The 17,639-nt window shown below is 38.7% G+C and carries 20 protein-coding genes; 11 read left to right on the plus strand and 9 right to left on the minus strand.

Annotation, left to right across the window (positions count from 1 at the left end):
- Nucleotides 1–422 precede the first annotated feature (422 nt).
- The 6 genes from CS937_RS03595 to CS937_RS03620 all read left to right on the plus strand — a co-directional run bounded on the left by CS937_RS03595 (nt 423) and on the right by CS937_RS03620 (nt 6,885).
- The gene (locus CS937_RS03595) at nt 423–2,153 is read left to right on the plus strand and encodes an ABC transporter ATP-binding protein (RefSeq protein WP_099157101.1); all 1,731 of its coding nucleotides are present in this window, start codon (nt 423–425) and stop codon (nt 2,151–2,153) included.
- Nucleotides 2,143–3,963, plus strand: coding sequence for an ABC transporter ATP-binding protein (locus tag CS937_RS03600; RefSeq protein WP_099157102.1), 1,821 nt, complete (start codon nt 2,143–2,145; stop codon nt 3,961–3,963). Before CS937_RS03595 ends, CS937_RS03600 begins: the two co-directional genes overlap by 11 nt.
- 91 nt (nt 3,964–4,054) lie before the next feature.
- Complete coding sequence (locus CS937_RS03605; protein ID WP_099157103.1) at nt 4,055–4,777, plus strand: alpha/beta hydrolase; 723 nt, start codon at nt 4,055–4,057, stop codon at nt 4,775–4,777.
- Nucleotides 4,778–5,051: 274 nt separating this feature from the next.
- Entirely contained in the window at nt 5,052–5,570 is a 519-nt protein-coding gene (locus CS937_RS03610; protein WP_099157104.1) for a YjcG family protein, read from the plus strand.
- Nucleotides 5,567–5,989: a GNAT family N-acetyltransferase gene (locus CS937_RS03615; RefSeq protein ID WP_099157105.1), complete on the plus strand. Its 423-nt coding sequence runs from the start codon at nt 5,567–5,569 to the stop codon at nt 5,987–5,989. Before CS937_RS03610 ends, CS937_RS03615 begins: the two co-directional genes overlap by 4 nt.
- Nucleotides 5,990–6,198: 209 nt before the next feature.
- Nucleotides 6,199–6,885 (plus strand): DUF421 domain-containing protein, encoded by a 687-nt coding sequence (locus CS937_RS03620; protein WP_099157106.1) that lies wholly within the window; start codon nt 6,199–6,201, stop codon nt 6,883–6,885.
- Between the two features lie 35 nt (nt 6,886–6,920).
- Here CS937_RS03620 and CS937_RS03625 read toward each other — a convergent pair whose 3' ends face one another.
- The 4 genes from CS937_RS03625 to CS937_RS03640 form a co-directional block, all read right to left on the minus strand.
- The gene (locus CS937_RS03625) at nt 6,921–7,814 is read right to left on the minus strand and encodes an MBL fold metallo-hydrolase (RefSeq protein WP_099157107.1); all 894 of its coding nucleotides are present in this window, start codon (nt 7,812–7,814) and stop codon (nt 6,921–6,923) included.
- A gap of 24 nt (nt 7,815–7,838) precedes the next feature.
- Entirely contained in the window at nt 7,839–8,114 is a 276-nt protein-coding gene (locus CS937_RS03630) for a hypothetical protein (protein ID WP_099157108.1), read from the minus strand.
- Between the two features lie 93 nt (nt 8,115–8,207).
- Nucleotides 8,208–8,414 (minus strand): hypothetical protein, encoded by a 207-nt coding sequence (locus tag CS937_RS03635; RefSeq protein ID WP_099157109.1) that lies wholly within the window; start codon nt 8,412–8,414, stop codon nt 8,208–8,210.
- Between the two features lie 58 nt (nt 8,415–8,472).
- Complete coding sequence (locus CS937_RS03640) at nt 8,473–8,736, minus strand: hypothetical protein (protein ID WP_099157110.1); 264 nt, start codon at nt 8,734–8,736, stop codon at nt 8,473–8,475.
- 198 nt (nt 8,737–8,934) lie between these two features.
- On the opposite strand from CS937_RS03640, the gene CS937_RS03645 reads away from it, so the two are divergent.
- Nucleotides 8,935–9,477: a CotY/CotZ family spore coat protein gene (locus CS937_RS03645; RefSeq protein WP_099157111.1), complete on the plus strand. Its 543-nt coding sequence runs from the start codon at nt 8,935–8,937 to the stop codon at nt 9,475–9,477.
- 68 nt (nt 9,478–9,545) lie between these two features.
- Here CS937_RS03645 and CS937_RS03650 read toward each other — a convergent pair whose 3' ends face one another.
- The gene (locus CS937_RS03650) at nt 9,546–9,974 is read right to left on the minus strand and encodes a CotO family spore coat protein (RefSeq protein ID WP_099157112.1); all 429 of its coding nucleotides are present in this window, start codon (nt 9,972–9,974) and stop codon (nt 9,546–9,548) included.
- 267 nt (nt 9,975–10,241) lie between these two features.
- Entirely contained in the window at nt 10,242–11,606 is a 1,365-nt protein-coding gene (gene mgtE / locus CS937_RS03655) for a magnesium transporter (RefSeq protein WP_099157113.1), read from the minus strand.
- 216 nt (nt 11,607–11,822) lie between these two features.
- Here mgtE and CS937_RS03660 point away from each other — a divergent pair, with 216 nt between their 5' ends.
- Together CS937_RS03660 and prpE are read left to right on the plus strand one after the other, a co-directional pair.
- Nucleotides 11,823–12,998 (plus strand): FtsW/RodA/SpoVE family cell cycle protein, encoded by a 1,176-nt coding sequence (locus CS937_RS03660; protein WP_099157774.1) that lies wholly within the window; start codon nt 11,823–11,825, stop codon nt 12,996–12,998.
- Nucleotides 12,999–13,138: 140 nt separating this feature from the next.
- A complete protein-coding gene (gene prpE / locus CS937_RS03665) occupies nt 13,139–13,879 on the plus strand; it encodes a bis(5'-nucleosyl)-tetraphosphatase PrpE (RefSeq protein WP_099157114.1) in 741 nt (246 codons plus the stop codon).
- Here prpE and CS937_RS03670 read toward each other — a convergent pair.
- Genes CS937_RS03670 through yjbM form a run of 3 tightly spaced genes read right to left on the minus strand, consistent with a single transcriptional unit; the run spans nt 13,863 to nt 16,229 of the window.
- Nucleotides 13,863–14,741, minus strand: coding sequence for an RluA family pseudouridine synthase (locus tag CS937_RS03670; RefSeq protein ID WP_099157115.1), 879 nt, complete (start codon nt 14,739–14,741; stop codon nt 13,863–13,865). The two genes, prpE and CS937_RS03670, sit on opposite strands and share 17 nt — an antisense overlap.
- A 12-nt stretch (nt 14,742–14,753) precedes the next feature.
- The gene (locus CS937_RS03675; RefSeq protein WP_099157116.1) at nt 14,754–15,578 is read right to left on the minus strand and encodes an NAD kinase; all 825 of its coding nucleotides are present in this window, start codon (nt 15,576–15,578) and stop codon (nt 14,754–14,756) included.
- 42 nt (nt 15,579–15,620) lie between these two features.
- Nucleotides 15,621–16,229 (minus strand): GTP diphosphokinase, encoded by a 609-nt coding sequence (yjbM, locus tag CS937_RS03680; RefSeq protein ID WP_099157117.1) that lies wholly within the window; start codon nt 16,227–16,229, stop codon nt 15,621–15,623.
- Between the two features lie 356 nt (nt 16,230–16,585).
- Between yjbM and CS937_RS03685 the strand changes: the two genes are divergently transcribed.
- Both CS937_RS03685 and CS937_RS03690 read left to right on the plus strand, forming a co-directional pair.
- The gene (locus tag CS937_RS03685) at nt 16,586–17,158 is read left to right on the plus strand and encodes a CYTH domain-containing protein (RefSeq protein WP_099157118.1); all 573 of its coding nucleotides are present in this window, start codon (nt 16,586–16,588) and stop codon (nt 17,156–17,158) included.
- A gap of 89 nt (nt 17,159–17,247) precedes the next feature.
- Nucleotides 17,248–17,628 carry a globin domain-containing protein gene (locus CS937_RS03690; RefSeq protein WP_099157119.1) on the plus strand — a complete coding sequence of 127 codons (381 nt, stop codon included), beginning with the start codon at nt 17,248–17,250 and terminating at the stop codon, nt 17,626–17,628.
- Nucleotides 17,629–17,639 lie beyond the last annotated feature (11 nt).

The following is a 17,639-nucleotide window of genomic DNA, read 5'->3' on the forward strand; positions in this document are numbered from 1 at the left end:
ATTCCTTATTTCGCGCGACTTCACACCTTAAACGCGCAGCTCCACAGCAAGAGCGTGCAATTCCACCAGTACACCGTGCGACTCCTCCCTTCTATCGCGCAGCACCCGGACGAGCGCGCAATCTATTCCTTATTTCGCGCGACTACGCACCTTAAACGCGCAATTCCTCAGAACGAGCGTGCAATCCCCCATAATACCGCGCAACTCTCACCTTCTATCGCGCAGCACCCTAACGAATCGCGCGACTTCGCACCCTAATCGCGCATCTCCCGGACCGAGCATACCAACCGAGCAGCACCACGATGTATCTAAACTATATGTAGACAACGTTAAAACTTCAGCAAGTCTCTACCCTCGATAAAAGCTCCTTTTCCCTATATAATAGAAAGAAAATTGCTTAAAATTCAGCCGGAGGTCACAAATTGAAAACAGTTTTCTCGAACTTAAAACCATACAAACTCCCAATTGGGATTGCATATAGCTTAACCATGATTGAACTCGCAACAGAGTTACTTCTCCCCTTCTTTCTTGGGAAAATGATTAATCAGGGGGTTGTTCACAAAGACATTGACTCCATTATTATGTGGGGCAGCATTATGATCGGTCTAGCGTTTTTAGCGTTTGTTGCTGGACTAACCAATTCCTTTTTTGCTTCGCATACAAGTTTACGTTTTTCCTATGATATCCGTAAAAAACTTTTCGATAAAATTCAAAGCTTTTCGTTTGCTAACTTAAATCAATACCCAACGTCGGCATTGGTCACTAGATTCACGAACGACGTGCGCCAATTACAAAACACTATTTTCATGGGTCTCCGCATTATGGTAAAGGCTCCTTTAATAGTACTCGGCGGCGTGATCATGGCGTTTGTGGTGAATGCCAAACTGGCGGTTATTTTCTTAATCACGGTACCGCTTCTTATCACGTTTCTGCTATGGGTCCTGAAAAAAGCGAGCCGCATGTTCAAACGTGTTCAGAAGCGTGTAGACAGCGTCAATCGTGTGATGCAAGAAAATCTGGCTGGAATGCGTTTGATCAAAGCCTTCCTCCGGCGTAATTATGAAGAAAACCGCTTCACCAAAGAAAACAAAGACTTAGCAAATCAAACACGAACAACATTCCGGTTTGTCGAAGCATCGATGCCGATACTTCTTTTCGTTATGAACCTAAGCTTGATTTTCATTCTCTGGTTCGGCAACAGCCAAGTACTCGCTGGGAAAACTTCTGTCGGGGATATTGTTGCAATTGTTAACTATGCTTTACGTGTTTCAATGTCCATTTCCATGTTCACATTCATTACGCTCGCCTTTTCGCGGGCAAAGGCTTCCGCTAGCCGTATTGGTGATGTACTTGCTGTGGATGTTGATTTAGTCAATCATACGGATGCTGACCGACAAACGACCGTAACAAATGGAAAAATCGAATTTGACCATGTTGATTTTACCTACCCATCGCTAAAAGAACGAGTTTTACAGAATATCTCATTTACCGTTAATTCTGGTGAAACACTCGCCATCATCGGTGCGACAGGATCTGGTAAAACATCATTATTTCAGCTTATCCCCCGTCTATATGATGTGACGGAAGGTAAAATTTCGATAGATGAAAATCCAATAACTTCCTATACATTAGAGCACCTGCGTCGTGGAATTGGCTACGTGCCGCAAAACCCGCTTCTTTTCAGCGGAACGATTTACGATAATATTGCCTGGGGAAAAGAAAATGCAACCTATAGCGAAGTCCAGCAGGCTGCAAAGGATGCGCAGATTCACGAGACGATTATGGAACTTCACGGGCAATATGAAACGCGTGTTGGACAAAAAGGCGTCAATTTATCTGGTGGCCAGAAGCAGCGGATTTCGATAGCACGCGCACTCATTCGCCGGCCGAAAATATTAATGCTTGATGACAGCACGAGTGCACTTGATTTAGCCACAGAATCACGTCTGCTTGAAGCAATAAAACTAGACCACTGCACAACATTAATGATCACACAAAAAATCTCAACGGCGATGGACGCTGATCGCATTTTATTAATCGATGAAGGAAAAGTACTGGCTATTGGCACGCATGATGAATTATTGAAGCAAGCAAAAGTGTACCGTGACATCGTCGAATCACAGTTTGGAAAGGAGTATCCACATGCCAATTAATCAACTGAAGCACCCTTTCCAATATGAAAAGATTCCGTTAAAAAGCGTTTCGAAAAAAGAAAGGAAAAAAGCTAAAAACACTACCGCTACGGTAAAACGGATTTGGTCCTATTTAGCCCGTGAAAAAGCTACATTAGGCCTTGTCATTCTAATGGTTGTCATGAGCTCTGGATTGAGCCTGCTTGGCCCATTTTTAGTCGGAATGGCGATTGATGATTATATCGTCTCAAAAGAAAGTTCTGGTCTAGGTGTCCTATTACTATGGCTGATCGTTATCTATTTTGCCCACTCAATTTCGATTTTTTTACAGAATTATTGGATGGTCGGAATTGCTCAAAACACTGTTTACTCATTGCGTGAGGATTTGTTCCGTCAATTCCACCGCCTCCCCATTTCTTATTTTGACAAACGGCAGCACGGGGAATTGATGAGCCGGATTACGAACGACATCGATAATGTGAACAACACCCTAAATCAGTCGGTCATTCAAATTTTTGCGAGTATTTTAACACTTATTGGCACGGTAGTTGTCATGCTGATATTAAGTCCCCTCTTAACACTTGTGACGATGACTATTATCCCAATTATGTTTTTGGCGATGAAGTGGATTACGAAGCGTACAGGTCCATTGTATAAATTACAGCAAAACGACCTCGGTGAGCTGAACGGCTATGTTGAGGAAATTGTCTCTGGACAGCATGTTGTCAAAACGTTTTCCCAGGAAGATCGTGTTATTAGCGAATTTGAAGAAAAAAATTCCGCTTTAAAGCATTCTGGCTTTTGGGCACAGACCATATCTGGTTTTATACCAAAGGTAATGAACATGCTTAATTTCTTGAGTTTCGGCTTGATTGCGCTGGTCGGTGGTTTACTTGCTGTCGAAAATATCATTACAGTTGGGGTCATCGTTATTTTCACCGAATATGCACGGCAATTTACAAGACCGTTAAACGAGTTATCGAACCAATTTAACATTCTCTTATCAGCAGTTGCTGGTGCGGAACGGGTTTTCCATGTAATTGACGAAGAACAGGAAGAAACAGATGAGCAGGACGCTCGGAAACTTACTAAAACGGATGGACATATGGTGTTTCATGATGTTTCCTTTGCCTATGAGGACACACCAATTTTACAACACATTAGCTTTGAAGCACATCCAGGGCAGACCGTTGCTTTTGTTGGTCATACCGGTGCTGGGAAGACAACAATCATAAACCTCATTTCCCGTTTCTACAATTATGATGAAGGTGAAATCACATTAGACGATATTGATATAAAGGATATAAAACGGTCAAGCCTGCGAAATCATATGGCATTCGTTTTACAGGATTCGTTTCTATTTCGCGGAACGGTTTGGGAAAACATCCGCTACGGTCGCTTAAATGCTACTGATCAGGAAGTTATGACCGCTGCCAAGGATGCGAATGCACATGATTTTATCAAAAAACTTCCGGATGGCTATGATACCATCCTTGACCAAGATGGAAGCGGGATTAGCCAGGGACAAAAACAGCTGATCACGATTGCTCGTGCTATTTTAGCTGATCCATCGATTTTGATTTTGGATGAAGCGACAAGTAATATCGACACGATTACAGAGGTTAAAATCCAAGATGCGCTAAAACGGCTGATGAACGGTCGAACCAGTTTTGTTATTGCCCATCGTTTAAATACGATTCAAGAGGCTGATAAAATTATCATGCTGGAGCATGGCGAAATTATTGAGCAAGGAAGTCACAAGGAGTTAATTGACCATAAGGGAAGCTATTATAACTTGTACAAAGGGCAGCTTCGGGAGGTATCTAATTAGGTTGGTCTAATTAGAATTTTGCCTTTTACCATGATAGACTAAGTTTGGAATCATACAGCAGGGGAAATTAATATAAAACGAGGTGTCCACATTGCCAAGAAAAGGTACAATGATTGAAAAACAAATTGAAAGCTACTATTTACATGAAACAATGACATTAAAATTATACCAGCCAGAATCATTTTCACCCCTATATAAATACCACATTTGTATAATGCAGGATGGGAATGATTACTATCAATTAGGTAGAGTCGCGACGTTGAGTGACCGCCTTCATGATAGTAATGAGATTACGAATACTATTTTTGTCGGTATTCATTATCAGGATAAATTTGACCGTAGAAAAAAATATCATCCTAGTGGTGAACAGAATCAAGCGTATATCAAATTTTTAGTACATGAAGTTGTACCATTTTTAGACGACCTGCTCCCTACCTATCATATGGGGCAATCACGTGCATTAATGGGTGATTCGCTTGCTGGTACACTTGCACTTATGACTGCATTACAGTATCCAAACACATTTGGCAACGTCATTATGCAGTCACCATATGTCGATGAAACGGTAATGAACGCTGTAAAGGATGCGAAAGATATCCATTCAATTGATATCTATCACACAATTGGTACAGAGGAAACAGAGGTTAACACAACAGACGGATCCAAACAGGACTTTCTTACACCCAATCGTGAATTGCATAAGATCTTAGAGGAAAAAGGGATGAGTTACGTTTATCATGAACTAGATGGTCCACATACATGGAAGCCATGGCAGAAAGATTTAAAACGAGCATTGACGACAATGTTTGATTAATTTTTCCCTTAACCGTCATTTATGAGGAAGGTAATTGGATTACTGAATTGGTTATTTAGTCGATATTTCCCAATTCAGCCCACTGATTTCCAACCTCTTTCCTCTGTCTTTGTCCCTAAAATGCAAAAATAGTAAAAATTTTTTTCGATATTATGTATATTTTTGTTATAATAATAGGTAGTGAAAATGAATCAAGTCTGCATACACGATTAAACGCAAATCATTTTTTACATCATCGTAGTTATGAATAAAAATATGAATAGGAGGTTTTACGATGAATTACGGTATTGTTATTTTCCCATCAAAGCCTGTCCAAGACGAAGTAAACTCATATAGAAAGCGTTACGATCCACATTATTCACTAATTCCACCACACATTACATTAAAAGAAGCGTTTGAAGCAGACAACGATCAGATCCAGGAAATTATCACAGAACTGAAGCATATTGCAAATGAATTTGAACCTTTTAAAATTAATGTTAATAAGGTAAGCACGTTTGCACCGGTTACCAATACGATTTATTTAAAAGTGGAACCGATTCAGCAATTAATTGATCTAAATGAAAAATTGCAGCAAGGTAAATTGTCAAATAATCAAGTATATTCGTTTGTTCCACATATTACAATTGCACAAAAGCTTTCACACGATGAGTACTCAGATGTGTTCGGTAGCATGAAAATGAAAGATGTACAATTTGAAGACACAGTTGATCGTTTCCAATTGTTATACCAGCTTGATAATGGTTCATGGACTGTATATGAATCATTTGTATTTGGGAAGGAATACGTGTGAATATAAAATTAGTTGAAACAAACCAAGAAAAAGAACAAGCTTATCATGTACGGACCGTTGTTTTTGTTGAAGAACAGAAGGTCCCACCTGAGGAAGAACTTGATCAGCATGACGAAACGGCAATACATTTTATTTGCTACCAAGAAGATAAACCGATAGCAGCAAGCCGCTTGCGTTTCGTTGATCAGTACGGAAAATTGGAACGCATATGTGTCTTGAAAAATGAGCGTGGTAAATCCTACGGTGCACAGCTCATTCAAGCTATGGAAGCAGAGATTCATAAAAATGGCTATACGAAAGCAAAATTAAACGCACAAACACATGCGGAGAACTTTTATAAACGGTTAGGCTATAAAACAGTTTCTGGAGAATTCCTCGATGCAGGAATCCCGCATGTAACAATGATTAAAGAATTATAAAACGGCAGTTCGTTGCTTTGACAGCGGACTGTCGTTTTTGGTTGTTTGATACCGGGACAGGGGGACTGACCCCATGTCCCAGTTTCACATGTATTCTTTACAAAATATCGCATATGCTAATTGAACAAATGTCTTGGGAAAGTAGGTTCTTGGGAGTTGGGGACTGTCCCAACTGATTCCCTATCCTGCTGCTAAAGGGGATATGTTCAATGGGTGATTTGCCAACAATTTTTATTGAAATATTATTTGGATTTGCTGCTTTGTTTGTCTTAACAAAAATATTGGGAAAAACGCAAATAACGCAATTAACAGCTTTTGACTTCATTGCAGCATTAATTTTAGGAGAACTTGTTGGAAATGCAATATTTGATGATAAAGCTGATCTATTGGATATTGCCTTTGCCGTTTTTGTCGGTGGTGTCATTCTGTACATTACTGAATCCATTACACAAAAATTCAAAGGATCACGTGCCTTCTTAGAAGGCAGGCCATCTATAATTATCCATAACGGAAAATTAATACGCGAGGAAATGAAAAGGAACAAGCTAGACATTAATCAACTCCAGCATATGTTACGTGCGAAAGATGCATTTTCGATTCAGGAAGTTGCGTATGCTATTTTAGAGACAGATGGAACCGTTTCAGTTCTCAAGAAACCAGCATATCAAGCTCCAACAAAGTATGAAATGAATATTCCATTAGAAATCGAGTCGCTTGCTATGACAATTATCAATGATGGTGAAGTGTTATGGGACAATCTGAGGGAAGCAAAACTAGATGAAAACTGGCTGGAAAATCAATTAAGGGCACAAAACATAAACTCTGTTCGTGATGTGTTTTATGCAGAATGGTCAAAAGGTAAAAACCTTTTTGTCCTTCCTTTTGATCATAAGTAAAAATACGAGTGATGCTTTTGCACCTCTCGTATTTTTTACGTTTTAAACATCCACTTGCCTGCTTCTATCACACTTGTAATTTCCTCACGCTTTACCAATCCGATTAAATACGCGGTCACGGTCGTTCGGTAAAGCAACCACTGGGATAGTGATGGACTATTTATCTGAAAATGTCTACACATGTCGGCAACAATTGTCTCATGCGAGATCCCATCAGGTTTCGTTTTTACCTTGTCCAAAACCAACTTCAATAACTCTTCATGGTATGTAATATTTTTCCTCACTGTTTCCTTGAAATTGGCTTCAAAGACGCCGTATCCAGGTACAGCACCTTCACACTCAATTTCCAACAACTTTTTAAGGCTGGATACTGTCGCATCAGCATCCGTTATATAAGGGATTTTATGCTCATGTAACGCTTCTTCGCTAACGTAGCTATCTCCAGCGAACAAAATGTTATCGATTTGGATTCCAATTTGGTGAGAACTATGGCCCGGCAAAAAATGGGCCGTGAACGTGAAGTTGCCAATACTATATTCTCCACTGTCAATCACTTGATCAACATTGATGGATTTGTTTTGCTGGAATTTATTGTTTAATTCTGGAAGTAGATCATTTCCACCGAATAGATACATAGGTTCTAGTTTGGGGTTACGTAAAACTGCTTCCTCTAATACCGGGGCAATTGTATATACACCACGTCTTTTTTGCAAAAAATTAGCCCCACCATAATGGTCGGCATGTGCGTGGGTAATAAATAAATGGGTAATCGGCAAATTTCCAGCCTCGAGTTGCTTTAAGACTTTTCTCATTACAGAATCGTCAATTCCAGCATCAATTAACATGCCTTGATTTCCGTGATGGACATAACCGATATTCACAGCTGCATCAAAGTAATAACATGTATCGTTCAGCAATGCTACCTTCATATCATTCTACTCCCTTAGCCCATTCTAAATACTTTGGCTATAATTCCTTCCCTTGCCAGTTAAATCAGCGTAAATTTTATCGACTTGGGGTTGTTTTGGTTTTTGTTGAATAACCTGATGGTGCCGATGATCAGGTTCAGTAAATTCTTCGTCATTATCGTTTTGGAGAATATCTTGATGTTTTGCATCAAAAATAATTTTATACGGCCTTTCAATATAAAATGGGTCTTGTTTCACTTTCATATCACGATTCTGATAATCTTTATATTGGTAGTGCTGGATTGGTAAAACATATCCCATAAATAACCGCCTCCTTATATTATATTTATTCGAAAGTGTTTTGAAATTTATGTCCTTTTAGTTAACAATACCCATATTTTTTGCTAAATATGCTTATCCATCCATCTTTTTCTCCAGTTCTTTGATAGCCTTTTCAATCTGATCGATTCCTTTTAGAAAATCGTTATTCCATTTGTTCATGTCATTTTCAAACGTATGCATTTTTTTCTCGGGGTATTGGAACCACTTTTCATTTTTTTCCAAATGCTTCTCGATATCCCTTAAATGCTTTAACCATGGTATGTTTGGTTTTTTGTCCATAAAGTTAACTCCTTAAGAAAAGGCAGCTAGTGTTAGCTGCCTAATTTATCATGTAAAATTATATCCACGAAAATGGTCTTCTGTCGCCCCTATCGTCATCATTATGGTGATCATGGCCATGATCATGCTCATGGCTCGCTGATTCAACATCTTCATCCATATGATCTCGATGATCCCGTTCATCTCGATCATCCCGCCTACCTCCGAAAAACGGATCACGATGTGAGCGTCTTGTTGGTTCGATAAAAACATTATCAGCTTTTATAACTAAATCCCTTACATGAATTACCTTTCTCCTGTCTTCTCTTCTTTCGTCGGACATCCTTCTTTCACTCCCTCTAGAAAACTTGGTCGCTATTAGTCTATGTGGACTCCTCCCCATGGGTATAGACTCATGCCCTTATCTGATGTATTTTTAATTACTAAACTTATTTCCGATAAATGCCCACACCAACTAGACAAAGACACATATTCTATTAGAGACAATAGGTCAATAATTTTTGGGAAGGAGTAATAATTCATGGGTTGTGGAAAAAACTTCGATACGGGTAACTGTGTATGCGATATTCTTAAAGAAATAGCAGACGTACAAAGTGATGTTGTAGAAAATTGCTGTGACACGAGTTGTGAAAGGTCAATCAATGATTTACTTGGTGACAGAGACAATGGCAATAGATTAGACACGGTGCCAGTTCTATTATACTGTAAAGACGGTTGCAAACCTTTTGAAGGATTCGGAGCATTTGAAGATCCGAGAAACCAACATGGTCATGGTCACGACAGAGGAGACAGAGGTGGAGACAGAGGTGGCGACAGAGGCCACGATCACGACCGCTGTGACTTTGGCGCAGTTGTCGGAAGCTTCTTCTTCCGCGTAAAACGCGTTGACAACGATTGCTGCGCAGTTCTTGAACTATTAAGAGATGGCGATGACAAGGATAAGAATCCGGAAGATCCAACTAAGCAAAAAACATGTCAATTACGTACAACTGGAATCTGCATTAGTGTTGATCTAGACTGCTTCTGCCATGTAACATGCTTACCAGCAATCCAAGCTCAGTAAGAACAAAAAAACATTGAAAAAAAGAGGGCAAATGTCCTCTTTTTCAATGTTTTTTTATTGTTATTTTTTTAAAATCCCAGTAAGCGAATCCATTCTATTTCATCAACAGCTATTTTCACACGGCGTCTCCCTGACAACATGAAAATGTCGTCCTCTTTTTTATCATTAATTATACCGCGATAGGATCTTTCTCCCGTTTTCACTTCACATTTCATTTTCGGTAAACTACTTGGCATATTTACAAAATAATCGATTTTCTCATCAATAGTCATTTCCTTGAATTTTGCACGTCTTGACGATCTCTTATCTTCCTCATCATCATTGTCTTCATTATTTTCTTGTATTTCATTTTCTATTTGCTTATCATTTAGCTTCGTTTGCGTATCTGAAGCAGCTTTCGGAGTCATGTAGTCGTACTGCATCTTAGCTTCAGGTATATCAACATTTGGTTGATGGATATACAACAATGGGGATCTAGCCAATTTCTTTTCAGCCATCGATTAACCTCTCCTTTATACATTTCGTCAAAACCATTATATGAACCCAGATTGGGAAATGTGTTTTGGTGTGATTTTAGGGAGCATGTTCTGGTTCTCGGACTGATGTTTTGGCTTTCGAACTGATGTTTTAGTTCTCGGGCTCATGGGTTTCAGCGTTCGGGCTGATGTACTAATGTTTCGGCTCTCGGGCTGATGTTCTGGCTATCACCTCGATATCCTGACCATTCTAAATTTCTCTTCCCCAAACTAAAAAGAGCTGCTCCCTTAATTAGCTATTAATAAGTCCATAAACACTGTTGCCATACCAAAATAGATTAAAATAGAAATAATATCGTTGATTGTTGTAATAAACGGACCCGATGCAACTGCTGGGTCAATTTTCAATTTGTCCATAAGAATTGGCACGAGTGATCCCGCTAATGTTGCTACTATTAACGTTGCCATAATGGAAAGTCCGACAAGGATTCCTAAGAAAATTTCACCTTTCCATAAATAAATCACGACCGTAATGACAACTCCGCATACTGTTCCTGTTATAAACCCTGTCCCTGCTTCTCGCAATATAAGTTTTACCTTCCCTTGTTCACCATACTCACCTGTTGCTAAACCACGAACAGCAACAGCAAGTGCCTGAGTTCCAGTATTACCAGCCATCCCAGCAATCAATGGAATAAATATCGCTAAGAATGGTACTACCTCGAGGGTTTCTTCAAATCTCCCAATAAGGCTTGCCGTTAACAAGCCTAAAAATAATAAAATAATTAACCATGGCAGACGTTTTTTTGCTGAAACTAATGCGTTTTCATCTGGTCTACCAACATCAGATACTGCAGCAAACTTGGAATAATCGTCATCCGCTTCTTCTTCCATAACGTCTAAAATATCATCGACCGTAATAATTCCGAGCAAATGCTGTTGGAAATCAACAACCGGCACCGCTAAGAAATCATAGTCTCTCATCATTTGTGCAACTTCTTCTTGGTCAAGGGCCACCGATACGGAAACAATTTTCTCCCCCATAACTTCTTCAATTAGCGTATCATCATCGGCAATGATCAAATCCCTTAAGGATAGCACGCCAACCAATCGCTTATCTTCGTCAATAACATACAAATAATAGATTGTTTCGGCATCAGGAGCCTCCATTTTTAAATGCTGCATTGCTTGTTTGGCAGTATATGTTTTGTACAATGCAACAAACTCGGTTGTCATAATACTCCCGGCAGTTTTTTCTTCATAATGTAACAATTGCTTAATCTCTTCTGCGTCTTCGTTGTTCATGATCGTCAAAAAGCTTGCGACCTTATCCTTTTCCAACTCATTTAAAATATCAACAGCATCGTCTGTTGACATTTCCGCAAAAACCATTGCAGCGAAGCGTGGATCCATTTCTGAGAAAAACGGTTCCGTATCTTCTAATTCAATGTTTTCCATAATTTCTGCAGTTTCTTCAGGTGATAAATAAGCATATATTTTTAAGCGTAGTTCACGTGATTGTTCCATAAAGAACTGTGCCTGATCATATGGATGCAAACTTAAAAATTCTGTGCGAAATTCATCGATGTCTTCATTTACCAACGCTGTTTTAATTACTACTAGATGTTCAATTTGTTCATTCGTATTTTCCATATGCACACTTCCTCTCGTACAACAGTTTATCACAATTTTTCACGTGCGCTAACAGCTTATTTTACCTTTTTGAAATTCAGTAAAACACTATTCAATAACAAAATATAAAAATAACTCAAGGAACACTTAAAAAAATTACTCATTTCGTGTAAACTTGAGATTAGAGTTTTTTGCATTCTAGTCAAACAAGATTATACAGAAAGTATGGAAAAATTTATGAGCAATCAAACGATTAAATCGAATTTAGATTATACATTAATTTCTATCGTACTACTTTTAGGGTGCGTTAGTTTATTTGCACTACACACAATCGAACCTACTTTACCGGCAAAATATGATGGTTCACATTTTCTGTTAAAACAAACATTATGGTATATTGGCGGTGCTATTCTCATTTTTTGTACGATGCTGATTGATTATGACCGTTTCCGTCAGATTACTTGGATTTTGTATGGTGCGGGAATAACGTCATTACTAATGCTTTACTTTCGTTTTCCAGCAGCTATTGTCCATGAATCAAACGGTGCAGTCAGCTGGTTCAAGTTTCCTGGATTAGGCACAATTCAACCAGCAGAGTTTATGAAGGTTATACTCGTTTTGACAATTGCCCATATTCTGGTTATGCATAACGAAAAATATATAATGCGTACAATGAAAAGTGATTTATTGTTATTACTAAAAATAGCAGCTGTTGCACTCCCACCTATGGGATTAATTGCTGTACAACCGGACTTAGGTGGATTTTTAGTAATCGCAGCGATAACTGGAAGCTTAATTCTCATTTCGGGGATTAAATGGCGCATAATTTTTTCAGGATTGCTTATTGTTCTTCTTATTGTCGGTGGAGCAATTGCAATGTGGTACTTGTTTCCTGGACCGATAGCGGACTTTCTTGAGGAATCTGTTTTTAAGCATGTGTCCAGTCGTTTTTACGGTTGGCTTAATCCAGAACAGAATTCTGACGCTGGATTTCAATTAATACGTGCGATGCTAGCGATTGGTTCTGGTCAATTATTTGGTAAAGGAATCGGCGACATGCAAGTCTATATCCCCGAACGTCATACCGATATGATTTTCACAGCAATATCAGAACAATTTGGGTTCATTGGTGCAAGCCTTGTTGTAACTCTATTCTTCTTATTAATCTATCGTTTAATTCATATCGCATTATTAAGTAATGATAAATATGGTAGTTATCTTATAACCGGTCTAATAGGAATGTTTGCCTATCAAATTTTCCAAAACATTGGGATGTCGATTCAGCTATTACCAATTACCGGACTCCCCCTTCCATTTTTAAGTTATGGCGGAAGCTCTACACTAACCTATATGTTAGCAATAGGCATTGTGTTAAATGTTCATTCCAGAACAAAGAAATACATGTTTGAATAGAAAAAAATTGGCGGTTACCATTCACACTATCAAATCACGTAAAAACTCCGACGGCTCATTCTGTAGCCACGGAGTTTTATTTATACATATTTGATACATAGTAAGAGTAATATAACAAAAAAACAAGGTGTGAAATCCACATGAAAATAGATGTTATTGGTGATATACATGGCTGTCTTGAAGAATTACATGATCTTTTTTATACATTGGGCTATCAAAAAGAAACTAATATCTTTATCCATCCGGAGGGCAGAATTCCGGTTTTCCTTGGGGATATTACGGATAGAGGTCCAAAATCCATCGAAGTGATAAAGCTTGTTTGTGAAATGGTGTTGCAACGGAAGAAAGCAAAGTATGTTCCTGGCAACCATTGTAACAAGCTGTATCGTTATTTTTTAGGGAACAGGGTACAACAAAAACATGGATTAGAAACAACGGTAGTTGAATATAAAACATTGGCACAATCGGAACAGGAAATAGTTAAGCAGCAGTTCATGCGTCTGTATGAAAGTGCCCCACTTTATCTGGAAATCCCTGAAGTAAATGCAATTGTTGCACATGCGGGTATTAAGGAATCGTTCATTGGAAGGACAGATAAAAAGGTAAAATCGTTTGTACTTTATGGAGATGTCTCTGGTAAATTTGATGAGGATGGTCGCCCAATCCGTGGAGATTGGGCCAAATATTACCAAGGTGCTCGCTGGATCGTTTATGGGCATACACCAGTCTTAGAGCCACGCTTGGTAAAAAAGACGATTAACATTGATACAGGCTGCGTCTTCGGCAAGGATTTAACCGCATTTCGTCTGCCTGAAGAACAAATCGTATCTGTTCCATCAAAACAGCCTTTTCTCGAGGAGAAATTTACTCATTTTGAATGATTTTCATATCGTCTGGAATCGCCGATTGAAAATGCAAGACTTCCTTTGTAATTGGATGTTCAAAGGAAATTTCATAGCAATGTAACGCTTGCCGCTTTATCCGATTCAATGATCCACCATACAAATCATCCCCAGCAAGTGGATAACCAAGGTGTGCGAAATGAACACGAATTTGGTGGGTTCTCCCAGTTTCTAATACGACATTGACCATGGAATTACTAGTTGATTCATCAACCACCTCATAATGGGTAACTGCTCGTTTCCCTGATGGAACAACAGTACGTTCGATAATGGAACCTTCTTTTCGATCAATTGGTGTATCGATTGTACCTGTTTTCTGTGAAAGATGACCTTCGACAATGGCACGATACTTCCGCTTTATTTGCCTAGATTTTTGTTGTGTGGCGAGAATCGAATGGCTGTATCGATGCTTGGCCACAAGCAACAAACCAGATGTGTCACGATCAAGTCTAGTTACAATGTGAATCGTATAGGGGATATTATGTTTCGCATAATGAGCTAACAGTCCATTCGCAACTGTACCAGTGGGATGATGCAGTGACGGGATAGTTGCCACTCCAGCCTGCTTATCAATGACCATTACGGCATCATCTTCGTATACAATTGATAGCGGTATAGCTTCCGGTTCCATAAACGTTCCTATTTCTTCAGGTGGGAATTGAATGGTGAGTACTTCATATGCCGTTAAACGATAACGAACCGTTTGATGAACACCATTAACAAGAATCTGTCCCCCATCCAGCTTTACTGCCTTTAAAATCCTTCTGGAAAATCCATGTACCTGTTGTAAATAGTCACGAATGAGCATGCCCTCATGTTCCTTCTTGATTGTCCATTGCACTTAAGTCACCTACTAAATGGAGTCTTTTTTTCGTGTATTGTTCTCTTCCGCAACGAAGGAATCACGAACCCTGTTCCAGAATGGGAATGGTTTAAACCTAGCAAATCGAACTCTCTCTTTTGCTACACGACATTGTATCGATTTTACATTTGTATACGTTTCTGTAAAATGGTCCACTGCAATTAAAAAACTTCGATCCACAATCGGTTTCAACAAACACGTATGGTGTTTTGGTAATATCAACGGCGAACCAATTGTCCGAAACACACGATTGTTGATGGACGCCATTTCTGTCAGCTGAATTGCCTCGAGTGATGGGTGGATAATTCCCCCACCAAGTGCTTTATTGTACGCGGTACTACCAGACGGTGTCGATAAACAGAGGCCGTCACCACGAAACGTCTCAAAGTGTTCCCCTTTAATTTCCACATCAAACACAACTGAACCATCAGCAGTCTTAATGGTAGCTTCATTTAAAGCAAGATATTTATCTTCCTGTCCACCTGTATTAGACCGAATCGTTACCTCTAGTAATGGATATTCAATTACCTGAAATGGCGTTTTAGCAATTTCAATAATCAATTTTTCCACTTCATCGGGGATCCAATCAGCATAAAAGCCTAAATGACCAGTGTGTACCCCAACAAATGCTGTATTTTTTAATCGATGTACATAACGATGAAATGCTTCCAGAAACGTTCCATCACCACCAACAGAAATGACGAGATCTGGTTCATCTTTACAATATTCCAAATCAAAATCGATTAAATACTGCTTCATTGTTGCTTTAATTTTATTTGACCGTTCATCACCTTTTGATACGATTGCAAATTTCACTTTAGCCATCCCCCTCATTGACATGAATTAAATATGTATAGATTATTTCCGATGAAAAATTCGTTGTGCTTCCTGAACTTCATTTTTTATTTTCGACATTTCTTCGTCAAGTTTAAACGCCGCTTCGGCAGCACGTTGTAATCGCGCTTTTATCTCAGATGGGATTCTGCCTTCATATTTATAATTAAGTGAATGTTCATTGGTTGCCCAAAAATTCATTGCCAGTGTACGGACTTGGATTTCCGCCATGACAATTTTTTCACCATGTATGGTTTCAACAGGATAGTGAACAATCATATGATAGGAACGATATCCACTGTCTTTCTTATGTGTAATATAGTCTTTTTCCTCAATAATGGTTAAATCATTTCGCGATCGAATCATTTTAACAATTGTATAAATATCGTCAACGAATTGGCAAACAACACGAACTCCAGCAATATCTTGTATGGTTTCCTCGATTTTGTCTAATGGGGTGTGCTTTCGTTTTGCTTTTTCGATAATACTTGTGACCGGCTTAACTCTTCCAGTAATAAATTCAATTGGTGAATGTCTTGATTCGTATTCAAATTGTGAACGCATTCCTTTTAATTTTACTTTAAGCTCTTCCACAACTTGTGAATACGGTGCAAGTACTGCCTCCCAATTCATCTTTCCACCACCTATATTTCATGTATGCATGTACGACTATAGCCTTATCTATTTTACCATAACATGGTTACTCCCACCACTTACTCGCCCTTCGTAATGATGATCCGAATTCCGTGTTTTCGGGCTTTATAGGTGATCTTGGAAATTAAAATAGCATGTGGAGGTTTGATTAATCCATTTCCCCATAGTTTCTCTAGCTTTATCGTACAGGGATTTTTCTGTAAGTCCGTCAGGTGCTGGACTTAGCTTACATCAGCAAAAAAATATACTTTTAATGGATAACTTTTGCATATTTAACCAATTTTGTCCATAATCAATACTAATCCAATTTAGGAGTTAATGGAGGTTTCTACTAAATGACACAAGAAATAGAAATTGAGTATAAAAACTTATTGACAAAAGATGAATTTGACGCATGTTTACACAATTATCCTTTTCCCAAGAATGGGGTTAAACAAACAAATTACTATTTTGAAACAAACGATTTTTCGCTTAAAGAACATGGATGTGCATTACGAATTCGTGAAAAAAATGGAAAGTTCGTCCTAACCTTAAAAGAACCGCATCCGAACGGTTTATTGGAGACACATGCACCGCTTTCGAAAGAAGAAGCACTCGAAATGATTAATGGAAAAATAAATAAACGGGATACTACTATAAACAGCCAACTTATGAACTTGAATATTCCTATTCATGCGTTAGTCTACTGTGGTCAACTAACAACTGTTCGCCGGGAAATCGAATACGAAAATGTACTTCTTGTTCTCGACTATAGTATGTACAATGACACGGCAGATTACGAGTTGGAAATTGAAGCACCAACAGATGCAATTGGCAGTGAATTTTTTAACAACTTTTTAATAAAAAATAATATAAATAAAAGAGACACACCAAATAAAATTAAGCGATTTTTTGCATCATTGTCGTGATCCAAAGTCAATAGTCCAAACAGATTAATTGCCGAAATGAATGATACGTTGCTACAATGTATACAAACGTCTTAGGAGAGAATAAGAACATGACAGTACCTGGTACAATGTTTGAAGCCATTGGAGGCTTTGATTCAATAGATCGGCTTGTAACAGCCTTTTATAAACGAGTTGGAAAACACCCTGATTTAATACCGATTTTCCCTGAGGATTTAGCCGAAACAGCAAGAAAACAACGAATGTTCCTCACACAATTTTTCGGAGGTCCAAGATTATATTCCGAAGAACGCGGAAATCCCATGCTGAGAAGAAGACATTTACCATTTGAAATTACACCAACGCGAAAAGATGCATGGCTGGAATGTATGGCAAAAGCACTTGAAGAAGCTGAAATTGAGGAACCCTATCGGACAGCTATATTTGAAAAATTAACCATGACTGCACACCATATGATGAATACACCGGAATAATAGAAAGGAGA

This window comes from Virgibacillus ndiopensis (assembly GCF_900187325.1).
GTDB classification, from domain to species: domain Bacteria; phylum Bacillota; class Bacilli; order Bacillales; family Amphibacillaceae; genus Virgibacillus_E; species Virgibacillus_E ndiopensis.

Coding starts and splice junctions, on each gene's coding strand:
- CS937_RS03650 (WP_099157112.1), bottom strand. CDS start 9,974: ATGGCTGAAAAGAAATTGGCTAGATCCCCATTGTTGTATATCCATCAA.
- yjbM (WP_099157117.1), bottom strand. CDS start 16,229: ATGAATTGGGAGGCAGTACTTGCACCGTATTCACAAGTTGTGGAAGAG.
- CS937_RS03635 (WP_099157109.1), bottom strand. CDS start 8,414: ATGGACAAAAAACCAAACATACCATGGTTAAAGCATTTAAGGGATATC.
- CS937_RS03610 (WP_099157104.1), top strand. CDS start 5,052: ATGAATTACGGTATTGTTATTTTCCCATCAAAGCCTGTCCAAGACGAA.
- CS937_RS03600 (WP_099157102.1), top strand. CDS start 2,143: ATGCCAATTAATCAACTGAAGCACCCTTTCCAATATGAAAAGATTCCG.
- CS937_RS03625 (WP_099157107.1), bottom strand. CDS start 7,814: ATGAAGGTAGCATTGCTGAACGATACATGTTATTACTTTGATGCAGCT.
- mgtE (WP_099157113.1), bottom strand. CDS start 11,606: ATGGAAAATACGAATGAACAAATTGAACATCTAGTAGTAATTAAAACA.
- CS937_RS03645 (WP_099157111.1), top strand. CDS start 8,935: ATGGGTTGTGGAAAAAACTTCGATACGGGTAACTGTGTATGCGATATT.
- CS937_RS03690 (WP_099157119.1), top strand. CDS start 17,248: ATGACAGTACCTGGTACAATGTTTGAAGCCATTGGAGGCTTTGATTCA.
- CS937_RS03630 (WP_099157108.1), bottom strand. CDS start 8,114: ATGGGATATGTTTTACCAATCCAGCACTACCAATATAAAGATTATCAG.
- CS937_RS03620 (WP_099157106.1), top strand. CDS start 6,199: ATGGGTGATTTGCCAACAATTTTTATTGAAATATTATTTGGATTTGCT.
- prpE (WP_099157114.1), top strand. CDS start 13,139: ATGAAAATAGATGTTATTGGTGATATACATGGCTGTCTTGAAGAATTA.
- CS937_RS03640 (WP_099157110.1), bottom strand. CDS start 8,736: ATGTCCGACGAAAGAAGAGAAGACAGGAGAAAGGTAATTCATGTAAGG.
- CS937_RS03660 (WP_099157774.1), top strand. CDS start 11,823: ATGAGCAATCAAACGATTAAATCGAATTTAGATTATACATTAATTTCT.
- CS937_RS03685 (WP_099157118.1), top strand. CDS start 16,586: ATGACACAAGAAATAGAAATTGAGTATAAAAACTTATTGACAAAAGAT.